This window comes from Geothrix sp. (assembly GCF_030219325.1).
Taxonomy (GTDB): Bacteria; Acidobacteriota; Holophagae; order Holophagales; family Holophagaceae; genus Geothrix.
This window is the reverse complement of record NZ_CP126625.1, coordinates 2,235,727-2,251,137: the sequence shown is the minus strand read 5'-3', so window position 1 is coordinate 2,251,137 and position 15,411 is coordinate 2,235,727. Positions and strand designations below refer to the sequence as shown.

12 protein-coding genes are annotated in these 15,411 nt (G+C 69.7%); 8 read left to right on the top strand and 4 right to left on the bottom strand.

What is annotated here, in order from left to right:
* Window positions 1–7: 7 nt before the first annotated feature.
* The 5 genes from QOZ81_RS10125 to mraY all read left to right on the top strand — a co-directional run bounded on the left by QOZ81_RS10125 (window position 8) and on the right by mraY (window position 7,298).
* Window positions 8–2,149 (top strand): penicillin-binding transpeptidase domain-containing protein, encoded by a 2,142-nt coding sequence (locus QOZ81_RS10125; RefSeq protein ID WP_291207325.1) that lies wholly within the window; start codon window positions 8–10, stop codon window positions 2,147–2,149.
* Entirely contained in the window at window positions 2,146–3,603 is a 1,458-nt protein-coding gene (locus QOZ81_RS10120) for a UDP-N-acetylmuramoyl-L-alanyl-D-glutamate--2,6-diaminopimelate ligase (RefSeq protein WP_291207328.1), read from the top strand. The genes QOZ81_RS10125 and QOZ81_RS10120 overlap by 4 nt, the downstream gene beginning before the upstream one ends.
* Entirely contained in the window at window positions 3,600–4,586 is a 987-nt protein-coding gene (locus tag QOZ81_RS10115) for an L-threonylcarbamoyladenylate synthase (protein ID WP_291207331.1), read from the top strand. Before QOZ81_RS10120 ends, QOZ81_RS10115 begins: the two co-directional genes overlap by 4 nt.
* Before the next feature lie 252 nt (window positions 4,587–4,838).
* Window positions 4,839–6,188, top strand: a complete 1,350-nt coding sequence (locus QOZ81_RS10110) for a UDP-N-acetylmuramoyl-tripeptide--D-alanyl-D-alanine ligase (RefSeq protein WP_291207334.1) — start codon at window positions 4,839–4,841, stop codon at window positions 6,186–6,188.
* A gap of 21 nt (window positions 6,189–6,209) precedes the next feature.
* Window positions 6,210–7,298, top strand: a complete 1,089-nt coding sequence (gene mraY, locus QOZ81_RS10105; RefSeq protein WP_291207337.1) for a phospho-N-acetylmuramoyl-pentapeptide-transferase — start codon at window positions 6,210–6,212, stop codon at window positions 7,296–7,298.
* Here mraY and QOZ81_RS10100 read toward each other — a convergent pair.
* Window positions 7,276–8,043, bottom strand: coding sequence for an EAL domain-containing protein (locus QOZ81_RS10100; protein WP_291207599.1), 768 nt, complete (start codon window positions 8,041–8,043; stop codon window positions 7,276–7,278). The genes mraY and QOZ81_RS10100 overlap by 23 nt on opposite strands.
* A 426-nt stretch (window positions 8,044–8,469) precedes the next feature.
* Here QOZ81_RS10100 and murD point away from each other — a divergent pair, with 426 nt between their 5' ends.
* From murD to QOZ81_RS10085, 3 genes are read left to right on the top strand one after another with little or no spacing between them, the layout of a single operon-like run.
* Window positions 8,470–9,798 (top strand): UDP-N-acetylmuramoyl-L-alanine--D-glutamate ligase, encoded by a 1,329-nt coding sequence (murD, locus tag QOZ81_RS10095; protein WP_291207340.1) that lies wholly within the window; start codon window positions 8,470–8,472, stop codon window positions 9,796–9,798.
* Window positions 9,795–11,207 carry an FAD-binding oxidoreductase gene (locus tag QOZ81_RS10090; RefSeq protein ID WP_291207344.1) on the top strand — a complete coding sequence of 471 codons (1,413 nt, stop codon included), beginning with the start codon at window positions 9,795–9,797 and terminating at the stop codon, window positions 11,205–11,207. Before murD ends, QOZ81_RS10090 begins: the two co-directional genes overlap by 4 nt.
* 14 nt (window positions 11,208–11,221) lie before the next feature.
* Entirely contained in the window at window positions 11,222–11,728 is a 507-nt protein-coding gene (locus QOZ81_RS10085; RefSeq protein ID WP_291207350.1) for a hypothetical protein, read from the top strand.
* Window positions 11,729–11,828: 100 nt separating this feature from the next.
* Here the strand turns inward: QOZ81_RS10085 and QOZ81_RS10080 are convergent, their stop codons facing one another.
* Genes QOZ81_RS10080 through QOZ81_RS10070 form a run of 3 tightly spaced genes read right to left on the bottom strand, consistent with a single transcriptional unit; the run spans window position 11,829 to window position 15,398 of the window.
* Entirely contained in the window at window positions 11,829–13,601 is a 1,773-nt protein-coding gene (locus QOZ81_RS10080; RefSeq protein WP_291207353.1) for a cytochrome c biogenesis protein, read from the bottom strand.
* Window positions 13,602–13,603: 2 nt separating this feature from the next.
* The gene (locus tag QOZ81_RS10075; RefSeq protein ID WP_291207357.1) at window positions 13,604–14,755 is read right to left on the bottom strand and encodes a cytochrome c biogenesis protein ResB; all 1,152 of its coding nucleotides are present in this window, start codon (window positions 14,753–14,755) and stop codon (window positions 13,604–13,606) included.
* Window positions 14,748–15,398: a hypothetical protein gene (locus tag QOZ81_RS10070; RefSeq protein ID WP_291207360.1), complete on the bottom strand. Its 651-nt coding sequence runs from the start codon at window positions 15,396–15,398 to the stop codon at window positions 14,748–14,750. Before QOZ81_RS10070 ends, QOZ81_RS10075 begins: the two co-directional genes overlap by 8 nt.
* Between the last annotated feature and the right edge of the window lie 13 nt (window positions 15,399–15,411).

Sequence of the window (15,411 nt, the reverse complement as noted above, 5' to 3'; positions counted from 1 at the left end):
ATCCCCCGTGTCCCTCCGCTTCGCCACTGAACCCCATGCCTCCCGGCGCCTGCTGGGCCGGCAGGATCCCCAGGACCTGCTGAGCCGCCGCATGCCCTGGATCATGGGCGGCATGGCCTTCTGGGGCCTGCTGATCCTCCTCCGCCTGCTCTGGCTGCAGGGGGTGGAGCACAAGCGCTACCGGGCCAAGGCCGAGCAGCAGCACACGACCGTGGTGCCCGTGCCCCCCATCCGCGGCGAGCTGCGGGACCGCCGCGGCGAGCCGCTGGCCATCTCGATCAAGGTGGAGAGCCTCTTCGCCGATCCCCGCGTGTTCTATCCGGAGTACAAGCCGGGCAAGGGCGACGAGCGCCAGTGGGGCAATCCCGACCGCAAGGCGGCAGCCGAGGTGGCCGCGAAACTCGCCCCCATCCTCGAGCAGACCATGGGGCAGGTGCTGGACAAGCTCCTGCGGAAGAAGACCTTCGTCTACCTGGAGCGGCACCTCCCCCCCCTGAAGGTGGCCGCGATCCGCGCCCTGGAGCTGGACGGCATCGAGTTCCAGCCCGAGAGCCGGCGCTTCTATCCGCGGGGCAGCCTCGCGGCCCAGATCATCGGCTTCACGAACATCGACGGGGTCGGGCAGCTGGGCATCGAGCAGAACAAGGACAAGGAGTTGGCGGGCCTGAAGGGGGAGCTCATCGCCCCCCGGGATGCCCACGGCAAGCTGCTCATCCTCCAGGAGAACTACAGCCAGATCCCCGTGAACGGGGCCTCCCTCCAGCTCAGCATCGATGCCTCCATCCAGCACATCGTCGAGGATGCGCTGGAGGAGGGCATGCGGATCTCGCGGCCGCGCACGGCCTACGCGGTGGTCGTGGACCCCCAGACGGGCGAGATCCTGGCCATGGCCGGCACGCCCACTTTCGACCCCAACCACATCCTGCCCAAGAAGTTCCGGAACCGCGGCGAGTCGGAGCTCTCGGCTGGCGAGCGTGAGGAGCTGCGGCGCGAACTGGAGCGGCAGAAGGCGGCCCGCAAGGTGCATCCCGTCGAGGATGTCTACGAGCCTGGCTCCACCATGAAGATCTTCACCGCCGCCATCGCGCTGGAGGAGCGCAAGGTCCGGCTGGGCGAGCGCATCGACTGCCTGGGCGGGCGGTGGCTCTACAGCCCCAAGGTGCCCCCGATCACGGATACTCACCACCATGGCGTGCTCACCTTCGAGGAGATCCTCTGGCAGAGCTCCAACATCGGCGCCGCCAAGATGGGCATCCGCCTGGATCCCGCGGTCCACTACCAGTACCTGCGGAAGTTCGGCTTCGGCGATGCCACGGGCCTCAACTTCCCGGGCGAGAGCCAGGGCCGCATGATCGCGCCGGACCGGTGGAGCGTGCCCACCCAGTACACCTTCTCCTACGGCTACGGGCTCAGCACCACGCCCCTGCAGATCCTCATGGCGGGCTGCGCCTTGGCCAATGGCGGCAAGCTCATGCAGCCCATCCTCGTGCAGCGCATCTACAACGACAAGGGCATGCTGATGAAGGAGGTCAAGCCCACGGTGCGGGCCCAGGTGCTCAGCGAGGAGACCGCGAACCTCATGAAGGAGACGCTCAAGGGCGTGCTGACCCAGGGCACGGGCAAGCGGGCCAAGCTCGACAACGGCGTGGAGGCCTTCGGCAAGACCGGCACCAGCCGCAAGCTCATCGACGGCAAGTACGACCCCAAGCGCCACTTCGCCTCCTTCATGGGCTTCTTCCCGGCGGACAAGCCGCAGTTCGGCGTGCTGGTGATGCTGGATGATCCGGCCGGCGACACCACCGGCGGCGACGTGGCAGCGCCCCTCTTCAAGCGCATCGGCGACGGCATCCTGCGCTTCCGCGAGACTTCGCCCGATCCCGATCGCGAGGCCGACCTGAAGCTGTCGCTCCGCGACTGGCCCGTGAGCGAGACGGACGAGGCCGCCGTGCATGTCGAGCGGGGTCGCGTGCCCGACCTGAAGGGGCTCAGCCTGAAGGCGGCCATCCACCGCGTGGTGCTGGTGGGCGGCAACCCCCGGGTGGAGACCACGCCCGGTTCCACGGCCACCCGCGTGCTGGGCCAGAGCCCCGAACCGGGGGCCGTCCTCGAGCCCGGCGCCGTGGTGAAGATCAAGGCGGGGATGCCATGAAGCTCGACGCACTCATCGATGGGATCGCCGTCCGGCGCTCCGGGCCCGACGTCGAGGTGCTGGACCTCACCAGCGACAGCCGCGAAGTCCAGCCCGGCTGGGCCTTCCTCGCCCTGCAGGGCGAGAAGGCCGATGGCGCCGCTTTTGTGCCCCAGGCCCTGGCCCAAGGTGCTGTCGCAGTCATTTCCAACTCGGGCGTGGATATGCCAGAGCAGGTAGCGGCCTGCACCTTCCTGGCGGATCCAAGGCTGCGCATGGCCGAGATGGCCCGGCGCCTGCATGGCACGCCGGACGAGCACCTGGCCCTCATCGGCGTCACCGGCACCAACGGCAAGACCACCACCACCACGCTCATCCGCCAGCTGCTGCGGGGCGCGGGCATCGGCTGCGGGCTGGTCGGCACCGTGCTGAACGCGGCCGGCGACCTCGAGGAGGAGGCCGTCCGCACCACGCCGGAAAGCCCCGCCTTCTACCGCTGGCTGCGGCGCAGCGTGGATGCAGGCGACGCCGCCTCCGCCGTGGAGGTCAGCAGCCACGCCCTCTGCCTGGGGCGGGTCCACGGCGCGCTGTTCAAGGTGGGGCTCTTCACGAACCTCACCCAGGACCACCTCGACTACCACGGCACCCTGGAGGCCTACTTCGAGGCCAAGCTGCGGCTGCGGGACCAGAGCGGCCGGTTCCTGGTGAACGCGGATGATTCCTATGGCCGCCGCCTGCTCGAAGGGGGCCGGTGCTGGAGCTACGCCATCGACCACGAGGCGGACTACCGGGCCACGGAGCTGGTGCTGGGCCCCACGGGCACGCGGTTCCGCCTGCGGGGCCTCCAGGGTGACTTCGTGGTGGAGAGCCCCCTGCTGGGCCGCTTCAACGCCTACAACCTGCTGGCGGCCCTGGCCGCCTGCGCGGAGGCGGGCTTCGACCTCAACCGCCTGGTGCCCGCCGTGCCCAAGGTCACCGGCGCCCCGGGGCGCATCGAGCGCGTGGACTGCGGCCAGCCCTTCGGCGTGATGGTGGACTACGCCCACACGCCGGATGCGCTGGAGAAGCTGCTGGCCGAGGGCCGGCGCCTGCTTCCGCCCGGCGCCCGCCTGCACGTGCTCTTCGGCTGCGGCGGCGACCGCGACCGCGCCAAGCGTCCCCTCATGGCCGCGGCCGTGGCCGCGGGCGCCGACGTGCTGTGGCACACCAGCGACAACCCCCGCACCGAGGACCCCGAGCGCATCCTCGACGACGCCGCGCCGGGCATTCCCGAAGCCATCCGCGGCGATGCCACCCGCTACCACCGCAACGCTGATCGCCGCGAGTCCGTGCGCCAGGCCCTGGCGGACTGCCGTCCCGGCGACCTGCTGCTGCTGGCCGGCAAGGGCCACGAGCCCTACCAGGAGATCCATGGCGTCAAGCATCCCTACAGCGATCGCGCTGCCGTGGAAGCTGTGCTTGGGGGTCTCCCGTGACGCGCATCCTCCAGGTCGCTGGGCCGGACGATCCGGCCATCCGCGAAGCGGCCTCCTTGCTGTGTGCGGGCGGCCTCGTGGCCTTCCCCACGGAGACGGTCTACGGGCTGGGCGCCGACGGTCTGGATCCCGAGGCCGTGGCCCGCATCTACGCCGCCAAGGGGCGGCCGGCGACGAATCCCGTGATCCTGCACGTGGACGGCCTTGCGTCTGCGAGGGCCCTCACCTCGCGCTGGCCGGTCGAAGCCACGGCCCTGGCCGAGCGGTTCTGGCCCGGTCCCCTGACCCTGGTCCTGCCGGCCTCGGAGCAGGTACCCGCCATCGTGCGCGCCGGGGGACCCACCGTGGCCCTGCGCTGTCCGGCCCATCCCGTCGCCCAGGCGCTGATCAAGGCCGTGGGCCGGCCCCTGGCGGCCCCCAGCGCCAACCGCAGCCAGCACCTGTCGCCCACCCTCGCCGAACATGTGGCCTCCAGCCTGGGCGAGGCGGTGGACCTGATCCTCGATGGCGGGCCCACGGAGGCCGGCCTGGAGTCCACCATCCTCGACCTGAGCGGGGCACGGCCGCGCATCCTCCGTCCGGGCCCCGTCGCCCCCGCGGAGCTGGCTGCGCTCCTGGGTGCCGTGGACCTGTGGAAGGGCGCCGTGAAGCTGGGGGAGACCCAGGCCGCGCCCGGCATGGCCGAGCGCCACTACGCCCCCAGGGCGCGGCTCGAGCTGGTGGTGCCTGGCAGCGGCCTGCCTGCGAATTCCGCACGGACCGCCTACGTGGCCTTCGGTCAGCTTCCGCCCCTGCCGGATTCCATCCGGGGCATTCTCCTTCCGCTCGATGCGGAGGCCGTGGGCACGCGGCTGTTCGCGCTGCTCCACGAGCTGGACGATGCGGGCTTCGAGTGCGTGGTCATGGAGCGGCCCCCCGAGGATGAGGCCTGGATGGCCGTCCGGGACCGTCTGCGCCGCGCCTCGGCGAAGGAGTCGGTGTGAGCACGAAGCAGGAGCGCGCACAACGCAGGTTGGACGGAGGTGCCGCGTGAGCCCGAAGCAGGAGCGAAGGGCCACTTTGGCGCAGCCGAAGCCCGAGCGCGAGGCAGGAGCCGAGCGCCACCGGACATTTGTTCGGCCCCGGAGGGGTGAGGCCCAGGATGGGCCGAATGAAGGGCGCGGCACAGGGAGGCTCCGCCTCGGCAAGCGTAGCGCGCCGGAGCACGCACTGCGTGCGTTAGGCGGAGGTGCCGCGTGAGCCTCTGGTCCCTCTTCCAGGCGGCCTCCCAGGTGGGCGGGGAGATTCTCGGCGATGGCTCCGTGGTGCCGTCATCCCTCTCCCTCGATACGCGGACCCTCCAGCCCGGCACCTGCTTCGTGGCCCTCCGCGCCGAGCGGGATGGCCACGACTTCGCCGCCCAGGCCGTGGAGAAGGGCGCAGCCGCCCTCCTGGTCGATCATCCCCTGCCCGCCGACTGCCCCCAGCTGGTGGTCCCCGATACCTTGGTGGCCCTCCAGACATGGGGCCAGGCACGGTTGGCGGCGGTGCGTCCGAAGCAGGTCTGTGGTATCACGGGCAGCGTCGGCAAGACCAGCACGAAGGAGCTGCTCGCCGCGGCCCTGGGGGCCTGGAAGACCCCGGGCAACCGCAACAACACCCTGGGCCTGCCCGAGGCCCTGGCCACGCTCCCGGAGGGGCTGGCTTCGGCGGTGCTCGAGCTGGGCATGAGCACGCCCGGCGAAATCCGGCAGCTCACCGGGATCGCGCCGCTGGACGCGGGCCTCATCACCCTGGTGGGCACCGCCCACATCGAGAATTTCCCCAAGGGCCAGCAGGGCATCGCCGAGGCCAAGGGCGAGCTGGTGGCGGGCCTGAACCGCGGCGGGCTCTGGGTGCACCTGGCCTCGGACCCCTGGTGCCGCTGGATCGCCGCCCAGCCCTGGGCCCAGCATGCCGAGGCCCTGGCCGTGGGCGAGGGCGAAGCCTTCGGCTGGGAAGGCGTGGAATCCCTCGGTGCCGCGGGCGGGGCCTTCCGGCTTCGCACCCCGGACGGCAGCATCCCCATCCGCCTGCAGCTGCCCGGCGAGCACCAGATCCGGAACGCGGCCCTGGCCACCACCTTGGCCATCCGGCTCGGACACGACGCGGAGAAGGTGGCTGAGGGCCTTGGCAGGGTCACTCCGGAGCCCGGCCGGGGGCGTCTCCACGCTCTGGCCGGAGGCGGCTGCCTGCTGGATGAGACCTACAACGCCAGCTCCGATTCCATCCTGGCCTGCGCCCGTGCCTTGCTGCAGCTGCCGGGCGGAGAGGCCGTGGCGGTGCTGGGTTCCATGCGGGAGCTGGGGCCCGACGCCCCGAAGATCCACCAGGAGACCGGTAGGGCGCTCCGGGACCTGGGCATCACGGGCCTGTGGGCCTACGGGGACCACGCCGGCGACTACGCCGGGGGGTTCGGTGCCGGAGCCCGGGCCTTCCCGGATTTCGAGTCCCTGCGCGATGCCGCAGCGGGACTCTCCGCAATTCCCTCCGGAGCCCGTATCCTGGTGAAGGGCAGCCGGTTCTGGCGCGCGGAACGCGCCGTGGACTGGCTCCTCGCCCACTGACCCGCTGACTCCGGACCGTTCATGCTGCCTTGGCTCCTCTATCCCTTCCGCGACGTGGTGCCGGGCTTCTCGGTCTTCCGCTACGTCACCTTCCGCACGGCCATGGCCGCGGCCACGGCCATGGTGCTGAGCCTGCTGCTGGGCCCCTGGGTGATCCGCACGCTGACGGCCCTGAAGATGGGCCAGCACATCCGTGACGTGGGCCCCGAGAACCACCAGAAGAAGGCCGGGACGCCCACCATGGGCGGCATCCTGATCCTGCTGGTGATCACGGTCTCGACCCTGCTCTGGTGCGACCTCAAGAGCGGCGCCATCTGGGTGGTGCTGATCGCCCTGCTGGGCTTTGGCGTCGTGGGCGCCTTCGACGACGCGCAGAAGCTCCTCAAGAAGCAGAACCTGGGTCTCAGCAGCTGGCAGAAGATGGCGCTGCTGACGGCCATCTCCCTGCTGGTGGCCTGGCTCATCCTGCACTTCGGCCTGCGGGGCGCGGCCACCAGCAAGCTCTCGGTGCCCTTCTTCAAGAACTTCCGGCCCGACGTCGGGATGTTCCTCATCCCCTGGATCTGGTTGGTGATGGTGGGCACCAGCAACGCGGTGAACCTCACGGACGGTCTGGACGGGCTCGCCATCGGCGGCACGCTGATCGTGTCGCTCACCTACGCCATCCTGGCCTACGTGGTGGGCCACGCGAAGATTGCGGGCTACCTGGTGGTGCCCTACGTCCCCGGCGGCGCGGAGCTCTCGGTGTTCATGGGGGCCATGGCGGGGGCCTGCCTGGGCTTCCTGTGGTTCAACGCCCATCCGGCCGAGGTCTTCATGGGCGACACAGGCTCCCTGGGGTTGGGCGGCGCGCTGGGCACGGTGGCCGTGGTCATCAAGCAGGAGGTGCTGCTGGTCATCGCAGGCGGGCTCTTCGTGCTGGAGGCGGTCAGCGTGATCCTGCAGGTGGGCAGCTTCAAGCTGCGCGGGGGGAAGCGCATCTTCCGCATGGCGCCCTTCCACCACCACCTCGAGCTGGGCGGGCTGCAGGAGACAAAGGTCGTCATCCGCATGTGGATCACCGCCATCGTCTGCTCGATCCTGGCGCTCAGCTCCCTGAAGCTGCGCTAGGGGCGATGATCGGCCGGGGCCGCGTGGGCCAGGGCTGGCCCAGGATGTAGCCCTGCCCCCAGGGCACGTCCGCATCCATGACGGCCTGCAACTCCTCCAGCGTCTCGATGCCCTCGGCGATGAACCCGATGCGCATGCGCTGGGCGAAGTGGGAGAGCGCATTCAGCAGGGCTGCCTGGTAGGGGCGGCGATGGACCTGCTCCACCAGGCTGCGATCCGCCTTGATGAAGTCCGGGGCCAGCCGCGCCATGTGCGTGAGGCTGGCAACGCCCGCACCCAGGTCGTCCACCGCCACCCGCAGGCCGAGGTCGCGCAGCCGGTTGGCGTAGCCCTGCAGGACCTGGAGGTCGTGCACGCCCTGGGATTCAGTGAACTCCATCACCACGCAGCCGGGGTCGAAGGGCAGGGCCTCCATCCAGCGCGGCAGGCAGTCCCAGAAGCCCGGCGCTTCGAGGCTGACGGGCTCCAGGTTCACGAAGTGCAGGTGGCTGTCGTCGCCGGTGCGGGCCAGGGTCTGGAAGGTGGACTCGAGGAAGCGCAGGTCGAGGACGAGGCGATCCTCCAGGCGCAGCGAGGGATCCTGCAGGAGGGGCCCCACCGGATGGGCGACGCCCGCCTCATCCAGATGCCGGGCGAGGTATTCATGCGCCATGAGGCGGTTGTCGTTGAGGCGGTACATGGGCTGTACGTGGGGCTCGATGACGCCTTCGCCCTTCAGCATGCTTTCCAGGATGCCCTTCGGCATGTTCACTTCGCCTCCGACCCAGCGTCCTGGCCTCAGTGTAGCGCGGGCGGCCGGGGCTGTCGTGGCCGGTCGGGCATTCCAATTGTGCGGACAGGGTCCGACGCGGGGCTTTCGAATACTGGGACAGGCTCCTAGGAGCCTGTCCCAGTAATTGGAGTGCCCCGCGCGTGCGGCGCCGCGCGAGCGAGGCCAGGAAGGCGAGGATCGCGTAGCGGGCACTACGCGATCCGAGCCTGACGCCGCATCGCGACGCGCGCCGCCGCACGCCCTTCGGGATGGCCCCAGGCGGGCGCCCCGCGGCGTCAGGTCCCTTGAACGATGCCACCACATCGCCCTGCGGGCCCTTCCTTGCGGTGCATCCCGCCTGGGACCATCGCGGGGCTTTCGAATACTGGGACAGGCTCCTAGTCTGGAGGGGGAGGCGGCATGCGCACCGTGGTCATGGGAGCAGGACGGTCAGGGCTGGCGGCGGCGCGCTTCCTCGCGGTGCAGGGCCGCCCCGTGGTCCTGACGGACAGCCGCCCCGAGCCTGACCCGGCGCTGGAACTGGACCTTGCGCACGCGGGCATTCCCGGCGTCTGGGGCGACCATCCGTTGGCCCTGCTGGAGGGTTGCGGCGAGCTCGTCATCAGCCCCGGCATCCCCCGCACCGCGCCCTTCGTGGCCGAGGCCCTGGGGCGCGGCATCGCGGTGATCGGCGAGGTGGAGCTGGCCCACCGCCTGATCCGCGAACGCGGGGACGGCAGCAAGGTGCTGGCGGTGACGGGCACCAACGGCAAGAGCACCACCACCGACCTCACCGCCCACCTGCTGCGGGCCTCGGGCCTTCCCGCCATCGCCTGCGGCAACCTGGGCACGCCCGTGATCGAGGCCGTCGAGTCGGCGGAACCGGGTTCGGTGTTCGTGATCGAGCTGAGCAGCTACCAGCTCGAGTCGACGCTGGCCTTTCACGCCGAAGGCGCGGCCTTCCTGAACCTCACGCCCGACCACCTGGCGCGGCACGGCGACATGGAGACCTACCGGCGCACCAAGCTGCGGATCTTCGAAGGCCAGACGGCCGAGGACCTGCGCGTGGTGCCCGCGGCCCACCCGGAGTGGTGGCAGGATGCCCCGGGGAGCGGACGAGCAGCGCGGTTCGGCTGGTCCGGGTGCGAGGCCTGGTGCGACGCCTCCGGCGCCATGACGCTGCTGGGCGAGCCCCTGCTGCACCGCTCCGAGCTGCGGATCCCCGGTGAGCACAACGTGGAGAACGCCCTGGCCGCCTGCCTCCTGGCCGCCCATGGCGGGGCCGCCATCGCCGCCCTCCGCGAGGGCCTGCGCACCTATCCCGGTCTCGCGCACCGCATCGCCTTCTGTGGCGAGCGGGGCGGCGTGAAGGCCTACAACGACTCCAAGGGCACCAACGTGGATGCCACGCTGACGGCGATCCGCGCCCTCCCCGGGCCCCTGGTCCTGCTGCTCGGGGGCACCGACAAGGGGGCCAGCTACGAGCCGCTGCGCGAGGCCCTGGCGGGCAAGCTGCGGCGGCTGGTCTTTCTGGGCGAGGCCATTCCCCAGCTCGTGCGGGACCTCGGCGACCTGCCGCACGAACTGATCCCCGGCTTCGATGCGGCCGTGGCCGCCGCGCTGTCCCTGGCCCAGGCGGGCGACCAGGTACTACTCAGTCCCGCCTGTGCGAGCTTCGACCAGTTCGACAACTTCGAGCAGCGGGGGGACCGTTTCGAGGCCTTGGTGCAGACCTGGAGCCGGTCATGAGCGAGGCCCTGATCCATGACCTGCGGAACCTGCTGGGCGCGGACGCGGTGCTGACGGAGCCGGAGGACCTGGTCCGCTATGAGGAGGGCTGGCGCTACGGCAAGGGGAAGGCCCTGCTCGCAGTGCGGCCGGGCACCACCGCCCAGGTGGCGGAGGTCCTGAAGGCCTGCCACGCGGCCGGGATCCGGGTCATCCCCCAGGGTGCCAACACCGGCCTGGTGGGCGCCTCCACGCCGGACGCCAGCGGCCGCATGGCCGTCCTGAGCCTGGAGCGCCTGAACCGGCGCCTGGAGATCGATCCCGTCAACCGCACCGCCCGGGTGGATGGCGGCGTGCTGCTGAGCACGCTGAACGAAGCGCTCCTGGCCCATGGCCTGATGTTCCCCATCGACCTCGGCGCCGATCCCTCCATCGGCGGGATGATCGCCACCAACACCGGCGGCACGCGGCTGCTGCGCTATGGCGACGTGCGCCACAACCTGCTGGGGGTCGAAGTGGTGCTGGCCGACGGCACCGTGGTCGAGGCCATGAACCAGCTGCGGAAGAACAACACGGGCCTGGACGCGAAGCAGCTGTTCGTGGGCACCAGCGGCGTGTTCGGCGTCATCACGGGAGCGGTGCTGCAGGTGGTGCCAGTGCCGGGCCAGCAGGCCACGGCCCTGGTGGGCTGCGCCTCCGGCGAGGCGGCGCTGCTCCTGCTGAGGGCGCTGGAGCAGGACCTGGCCGATGTCTTCACGGCCTTCGAGGTCATCAGCGCCGAGGCCCTGGCGCCGGTCTTCGTCCACCACGCCGGCGTGAGGAATCCCTACGGGGCCGCCCAGCCCCCGGCCTACACGGCCCTGGTGGAGCTGGCCTCCACCCTGCCGCCCGCCGCCCTGGACCTGCCGGGCCTGCTGGAGGAGCGGCTGGGTGCCTTCCTCGAGACCGAAGCGGGAGATGGGATCACGGACGTCTTCATGGGCCGCGCCGAGGATCTCTGGGCCATCCGGCACCACGTGAGCGAGAGCCTGCGCCAGGAAGGCAAGGTCCTGGCCTTCGACATCAGCGTGCCGCGCAGCTGCATGGCCGCCTTTACCCAGACCGCCCGTGCCGTGCTGGCGGAAGCGTATCCCTTCATTCGCTGCTGCGATTTCGGGCACTGGGGCGACGGGGGGACCCACCTGAACCTGGTGTGGGACGAGGCTGCTGCGCCCCGGCCTGCCGCTGATCTGGTGCCCGAACTGCAGGCCCGGATCTACGATCTGGCCGTGAAGGGCTTCGAGGGGAGCTACAGCGCCGAGCATGGCGTGGGCCCCCACAACCAGCGGTTCTACGCGGCCTACACCCCCGCCGTCATCCGGACCCTCAGCGGGATGCTGAAGGGCCACCTGGATGCCGACGGCATCCTGGGAACCACCAGGCTCGACTGAGCGGAGGCACCACCATGCGATCTGTCTTCCTGCCCCTGGCGATCATCGCCTCCCTGGGAGCGCAGACCCCGGCGCCCGCCGCCGATCCCTTCGCCCCCGTCCGTTTCCTGGTGGGCGAGTGGATCGGGGAGGGCGGGGGCAAGCCTGGCGCCTCCAGCGGCGGAGCCTCGTACCGCTTCGAGCTGGATGGCAAGGTGCTCGTGCGCCGCAACGTGGCCGACGTGGCCGCGGCCAATGGGCGCCCGGCCTCCCGCCACGAGGACCTGATGACCGTGTTCGAGGAGGGTGGCCAGCTCAAGGCCTTCTACCTGGACAACGAGGGACACGTCATCCACTACCTGGTCACGCCCCGGCCCGAGGGCGTCGCCTTCACCAGCGAGCCCACCCCGGGACCACGGTTCCGGCTGACCTACCTGAAGACGTCCGACAGTCTCGTCACCCTGCGCTTCGAGATCGCCCCTCCCGGGAAGCCCGAAGCCTTCGCCACCTACATTGAAGCCACCACCCGCAAGGTGAAGTGACCTGGATTGCCGGTCCAGGCCACAAAGAAGAAGCCCGGCTGTGCCGGGCTTCTTTGCGGAGTTCCGGGAGTGCCTGCGCCGCACGGGCCCCGGGGAACAATCAGGCGTTGGCGGGTGGTTTCTGTGCCCAGAACCGCGCCGGAGCGTAGCAGAGGCCCATGAAGATCAACTGAGTGACCCAGAACCCCACCAGCCAAATGAATCCGCTGTCCGTGAATCCGTAGGCATGGAGACCCACACCGAGGAGGTTCACGCCGAACCAGGAGGCAGCCGTGATGACATTGCCGAAGATGGCCATCACCATGATGCCGCGCTCGCGCACGTAGCCGGCCATGCGGGCGTGGAGGATGATGGCGTTCCACAGCACGATCAGCAGCGCACCGTTCTCCTTGGGATCCCAGCCCCAGAAGCGGCCCCAGGACTGGTCGGCCCAGATGCCGCCCAGCACGGTACCCACGAAGCTGAAGAAGAGGGCGAAGCAGATGATGCCGTAGGCCATGTCGGCCAGGGCCTTGTCCGTCTCCACGTCCACCTTGGGGGCGATGTGCTTCTTCAGGGCGTAGGCGATGGCGATGGCCCCGGCCAGGAAAGTGCCGGAATAGCCGATGGTGATGGTCGTCACGTGGGTGGCCAGCCAGAAGTTGGAGTCCAGCACGGCGCGCATCATCTCCATGGTGTCCCCGCCCTCGCCCAGGTTCTGGGCCACGATCAGGGTGGCGAACCCGGCCACGGCGGCCACGGCGGTGCCGAAGCCCTTGCGGTACATCCGCTCGACGATGATGCCGAGGATCACGGCGGCCCAGCCCACGAACACGGCCGAGGAATAGAGGTTCGTGACCGGGGGGCGGCCCTGCAGGATGATGCGGGCGAACAGTCCGATGGTGTGGACGATGGCGGCGGAAACGAGCAGGGCGTAGGCCGTGGGGCGCAGCAGCTCTGGTTTGTAGATCCAGGAGATGCAGAGCACGATGAACGCCGCGAAGTAGATGGACAAGCCCACGAAGAAGGGCTGGGCCCGGTTGAAGAGGAGCTCGTTGGAGGCGTGGCCAAGGGCGTCCGGCTTCAGGGTGGTGACCACGCCGTTCATCTCCGCGAGGGCGGCGTTGAAGCTGGCCGCATCATCGGCCACGTAGGCGGCGTTCATCTTGGCGAGGGGCACCAGGGCGGGATGCACGCCAGCGCCGGCATTCACGGCGCTCAGGGCCTGGCCGACGCTCTGCCAGGCGTCCGGGTTGGCCGCCGTGGCGGGTGGCAGCATGCGGAAGTGGGCCAGCTGGGTCAGGTCCTGGTGGCGCAGGGCCGCTTCGGGAGTGCCGAGGGACTGGAGTTCCCAGCCCAGGCCGGGGGAGCCAGCCAGCTGCAGGGTGTTCCGCAGCTTGTAGTAGAGATAGACGCGGTCGAAGAGGTTCACGATGGCGCTCTGGAACCGAGTGCGCTTCTGGGCGGAGATGGGCTGCGCCGAGGCCGCCTGCTTCTGGACTTCGTCGAGGTGCGAGGAGAGGTCGGCGAAGCTGAAGTAGTTGCGGTTCTTGGTCTGCTTGGCGCCGATGAGGCTGATCACTTCCGGATCATCGATGACGAAGATCGCCTGCTGGTCGGCCACCTGGGGGCGGAACAGCACGTCGAGGATCCACTCGTCCGGGCCCACCATGCGGCCGTCGTGGCGGAAGCCCTGGCGGCTGTGGATCACGAGCAGGGAGTTGCGGGCCAGGGAGTCCAGGGGCTTGACTCGCCCCCCTTCCAGGATGGGGAGGTTGCCGAAACCGCCCACGTCAAAGCCGCGGGCCTTGCCGGTGGGCAGGGCGACGACGAGCGCGATGAGGAGGGCCAGGACGCCGGCCCCCCAGGCGAGGTATTTCTGCACGAAAGCCATGATCAGCCCTCCTTCTTGTCCTGGCGGCGCTTCAGGGAGCGGCGCAGGACGATGGCGAAGTGCACAAGCAGGCCCAGAGACACGAGCACGCAGGACACGTAGGGAAGAAGCCAGCCGGGATTTTCGACCACGGAAAGGACGGAAAGGGTGTCGTTCTTGCCGAAACTCGCCTGGTAGAAGGTCTTGCCCTCGTACCGCAGCGGCTGGTTCATGTAGATGAGCACTTCGCGGGATTCGTTCCGGGAAGGATTCACCACCTGGACCAGGCTGGAGAAGTTCTTGGGGATGTCGGTGCCGGGGTACACGTCGTGCCGGAATTGCTTCAGCGTGAAGGCGTAGGGCAGGTACTGGCGGCGCAGGCGCATGGCCAGCGTGTAGGTATGCCCCTCGTGGGTGAAGGACTGGGGGGCGCCCAGGGCCACGGAGACCAGCCAGGTGCCGTAGCTGCGGCCACCGGCCACGGGTTCCACGAAGGCGGAGGTCTGGTTCATCTCGTTGTCGGCGGAGACGACGGGCCGCTCGACGATGGATACGCCCGCGCCCACGCCGGCGGTGGCCAGGGAGGGCAGCGCACCGGGCGCCAGGTTGGCCAGTTCCGCGTTGGCATAGAACTTCTTCACGTTCAGGGTGATCGGCGTGCCCGGGATGGTGACGGCGCCACCCTTGGCCAGCAGCGTGTCCGGCACCGAGTAGACCTCGTCCCAGGTGGGGTCGGTGACATCGATGACGGCAAGCTCCATCTGCTTGTAGCTCTGCACGAAGTTGACCGTCTGGCCCACCTCGACGGTCAGGTTGGTGTCCACCTGCATCATGCCGGCCACGAACTCGCCGGCGAAGAGCACCACCAGGCCCACGTGGACCAGCCACATGCCGGACTTCTGCCAGCTGAGCTTGATGTCGATGGTCTTGGCCATGAGGTTGAGGGTGAGGAGCAGACCCACCAGGGCCCCGCCGGGGAAGGGCAGCCTCAGCAGGAGCGGCTGGTTCCAGACGATGAAGCTGCGCATGTAGGCGTTCACGGCGCCCTGGGTGCCCATCTCCACCTGGGCCAGGGTGCAGAACAGCACGAGGCACATCAGCAGCGCGAGCAGGACGATGGTGAGCTGGAAGGACTTCAGGAAGCCCCAGACTCGGGAGGCGTAGGCGTTAATCAAGGTGCAGGCTCCCCAGGATGGTCATGAAATCGGCCTTGGCCTTGGCCACGGGATCGGCGTCGCCCGTCAGCTTCAGGAACCAGGTGTTCCCGTCGGGGGTGGCGACATAGCCGGCCACCATGCGGCTCTTGGTCTGGCCGTCGCTGGTGAAGTCATACACGTTGACCGTGCCGACCTTGCTCTTGAGCGTGGTGCGGGCCTTGGCCAGCCCGGCCTCGTCAAGGGCGGGGAGGGCGATCTGCCCGCGCCAGCGGTTCACGTTGGCCAGCTCGCCGCCAGCGGGACCCGGCAGCACCACCACCGTGGCCTCCAGCTTGCCGGCATAGGGCGTCTTGAAGGTGGCGAAGCGCATGCCGCCGCCCGGCAGCTCGCTCCAGCCCTTGGGCAGGGACCACTTGAGGGAGCCCTTGGGCTTGGGGGGAGGCGGCACGTCCGAGGGCTCGCCCGTCCGCTCGCCCATGGGCTTCGGGGGCATCGCGGGCGCGGGGGCCGGGGCCGAGGCGCTCTCCTTCGGCACGCGGTAGTGGGACACCCGCTCGGAGCTGCAGCCGAGGCCCAGGAAGAAAAGCCCGGCGCCCAGCAGAGCGGCCGATGTGGTGGGCGTGAGGCTGGGACGATGAAGGGAGTTGGGCGGGTTCGGCAAGGGACTCCTCGAT

What these genes read in the sequence shown, in the direction of transcription:
- QOZ81_RS10120 (WP_291207328.1), top strand. Translation starts at nt 2,146, where the DNA reads ATGAAGCTCGACGCACTCATCGATGGGATCGCCGTCCGGCGCTCCGGG.
- QOZ81_RS10080 (WP_291207353.1), bottom strand. Translation starts at nt 13,601, where the DNA reads ATGGCTTTCGTGCAGAAATACCTCGCCTGGGGGGCCGGCGTCCTGGCC.
- QOZ81_RS10100 (WP_291207599.1), bottom strand. Translation starts at nt 8,043, where the DNA reads ATGCCGAAGGGCATCCTGGAAAGCATGCTGAAGGGCGAAGGCGTCATC.
- murD (WP_291207340.1), top strand. Translation starts at nt 8,470, where the DNA reads ATGCGCACCGTGGTCATGGGAGCAGGACGGTCAGGGCTGGCGGCGGCG.
- mraY (WP_291207337.1), top strand. Translation starts at nt 6,210, where the DNA reads ATGCTGCCTTGGCTCCTCTATCCCTTCCGCGACGTGGTGCCGGGCTTC.
- QOZ81_RS10090 (WP_291207344.1), top strand. Translation starts at nt 9,795, where the DNA reads ATGAGCGAGGCCCTGATCCATGACCTGCGGAACCTGCTGGGCGCGGAC.
- QOZ81_RS10085 (WP_291207350.1), top strand. Translation starts at nt 11,222, where the DNA reads ATGCGATCTGTCTTCCTGCCCCTGGCGATCATCGCCTCCCTGGGAGCG.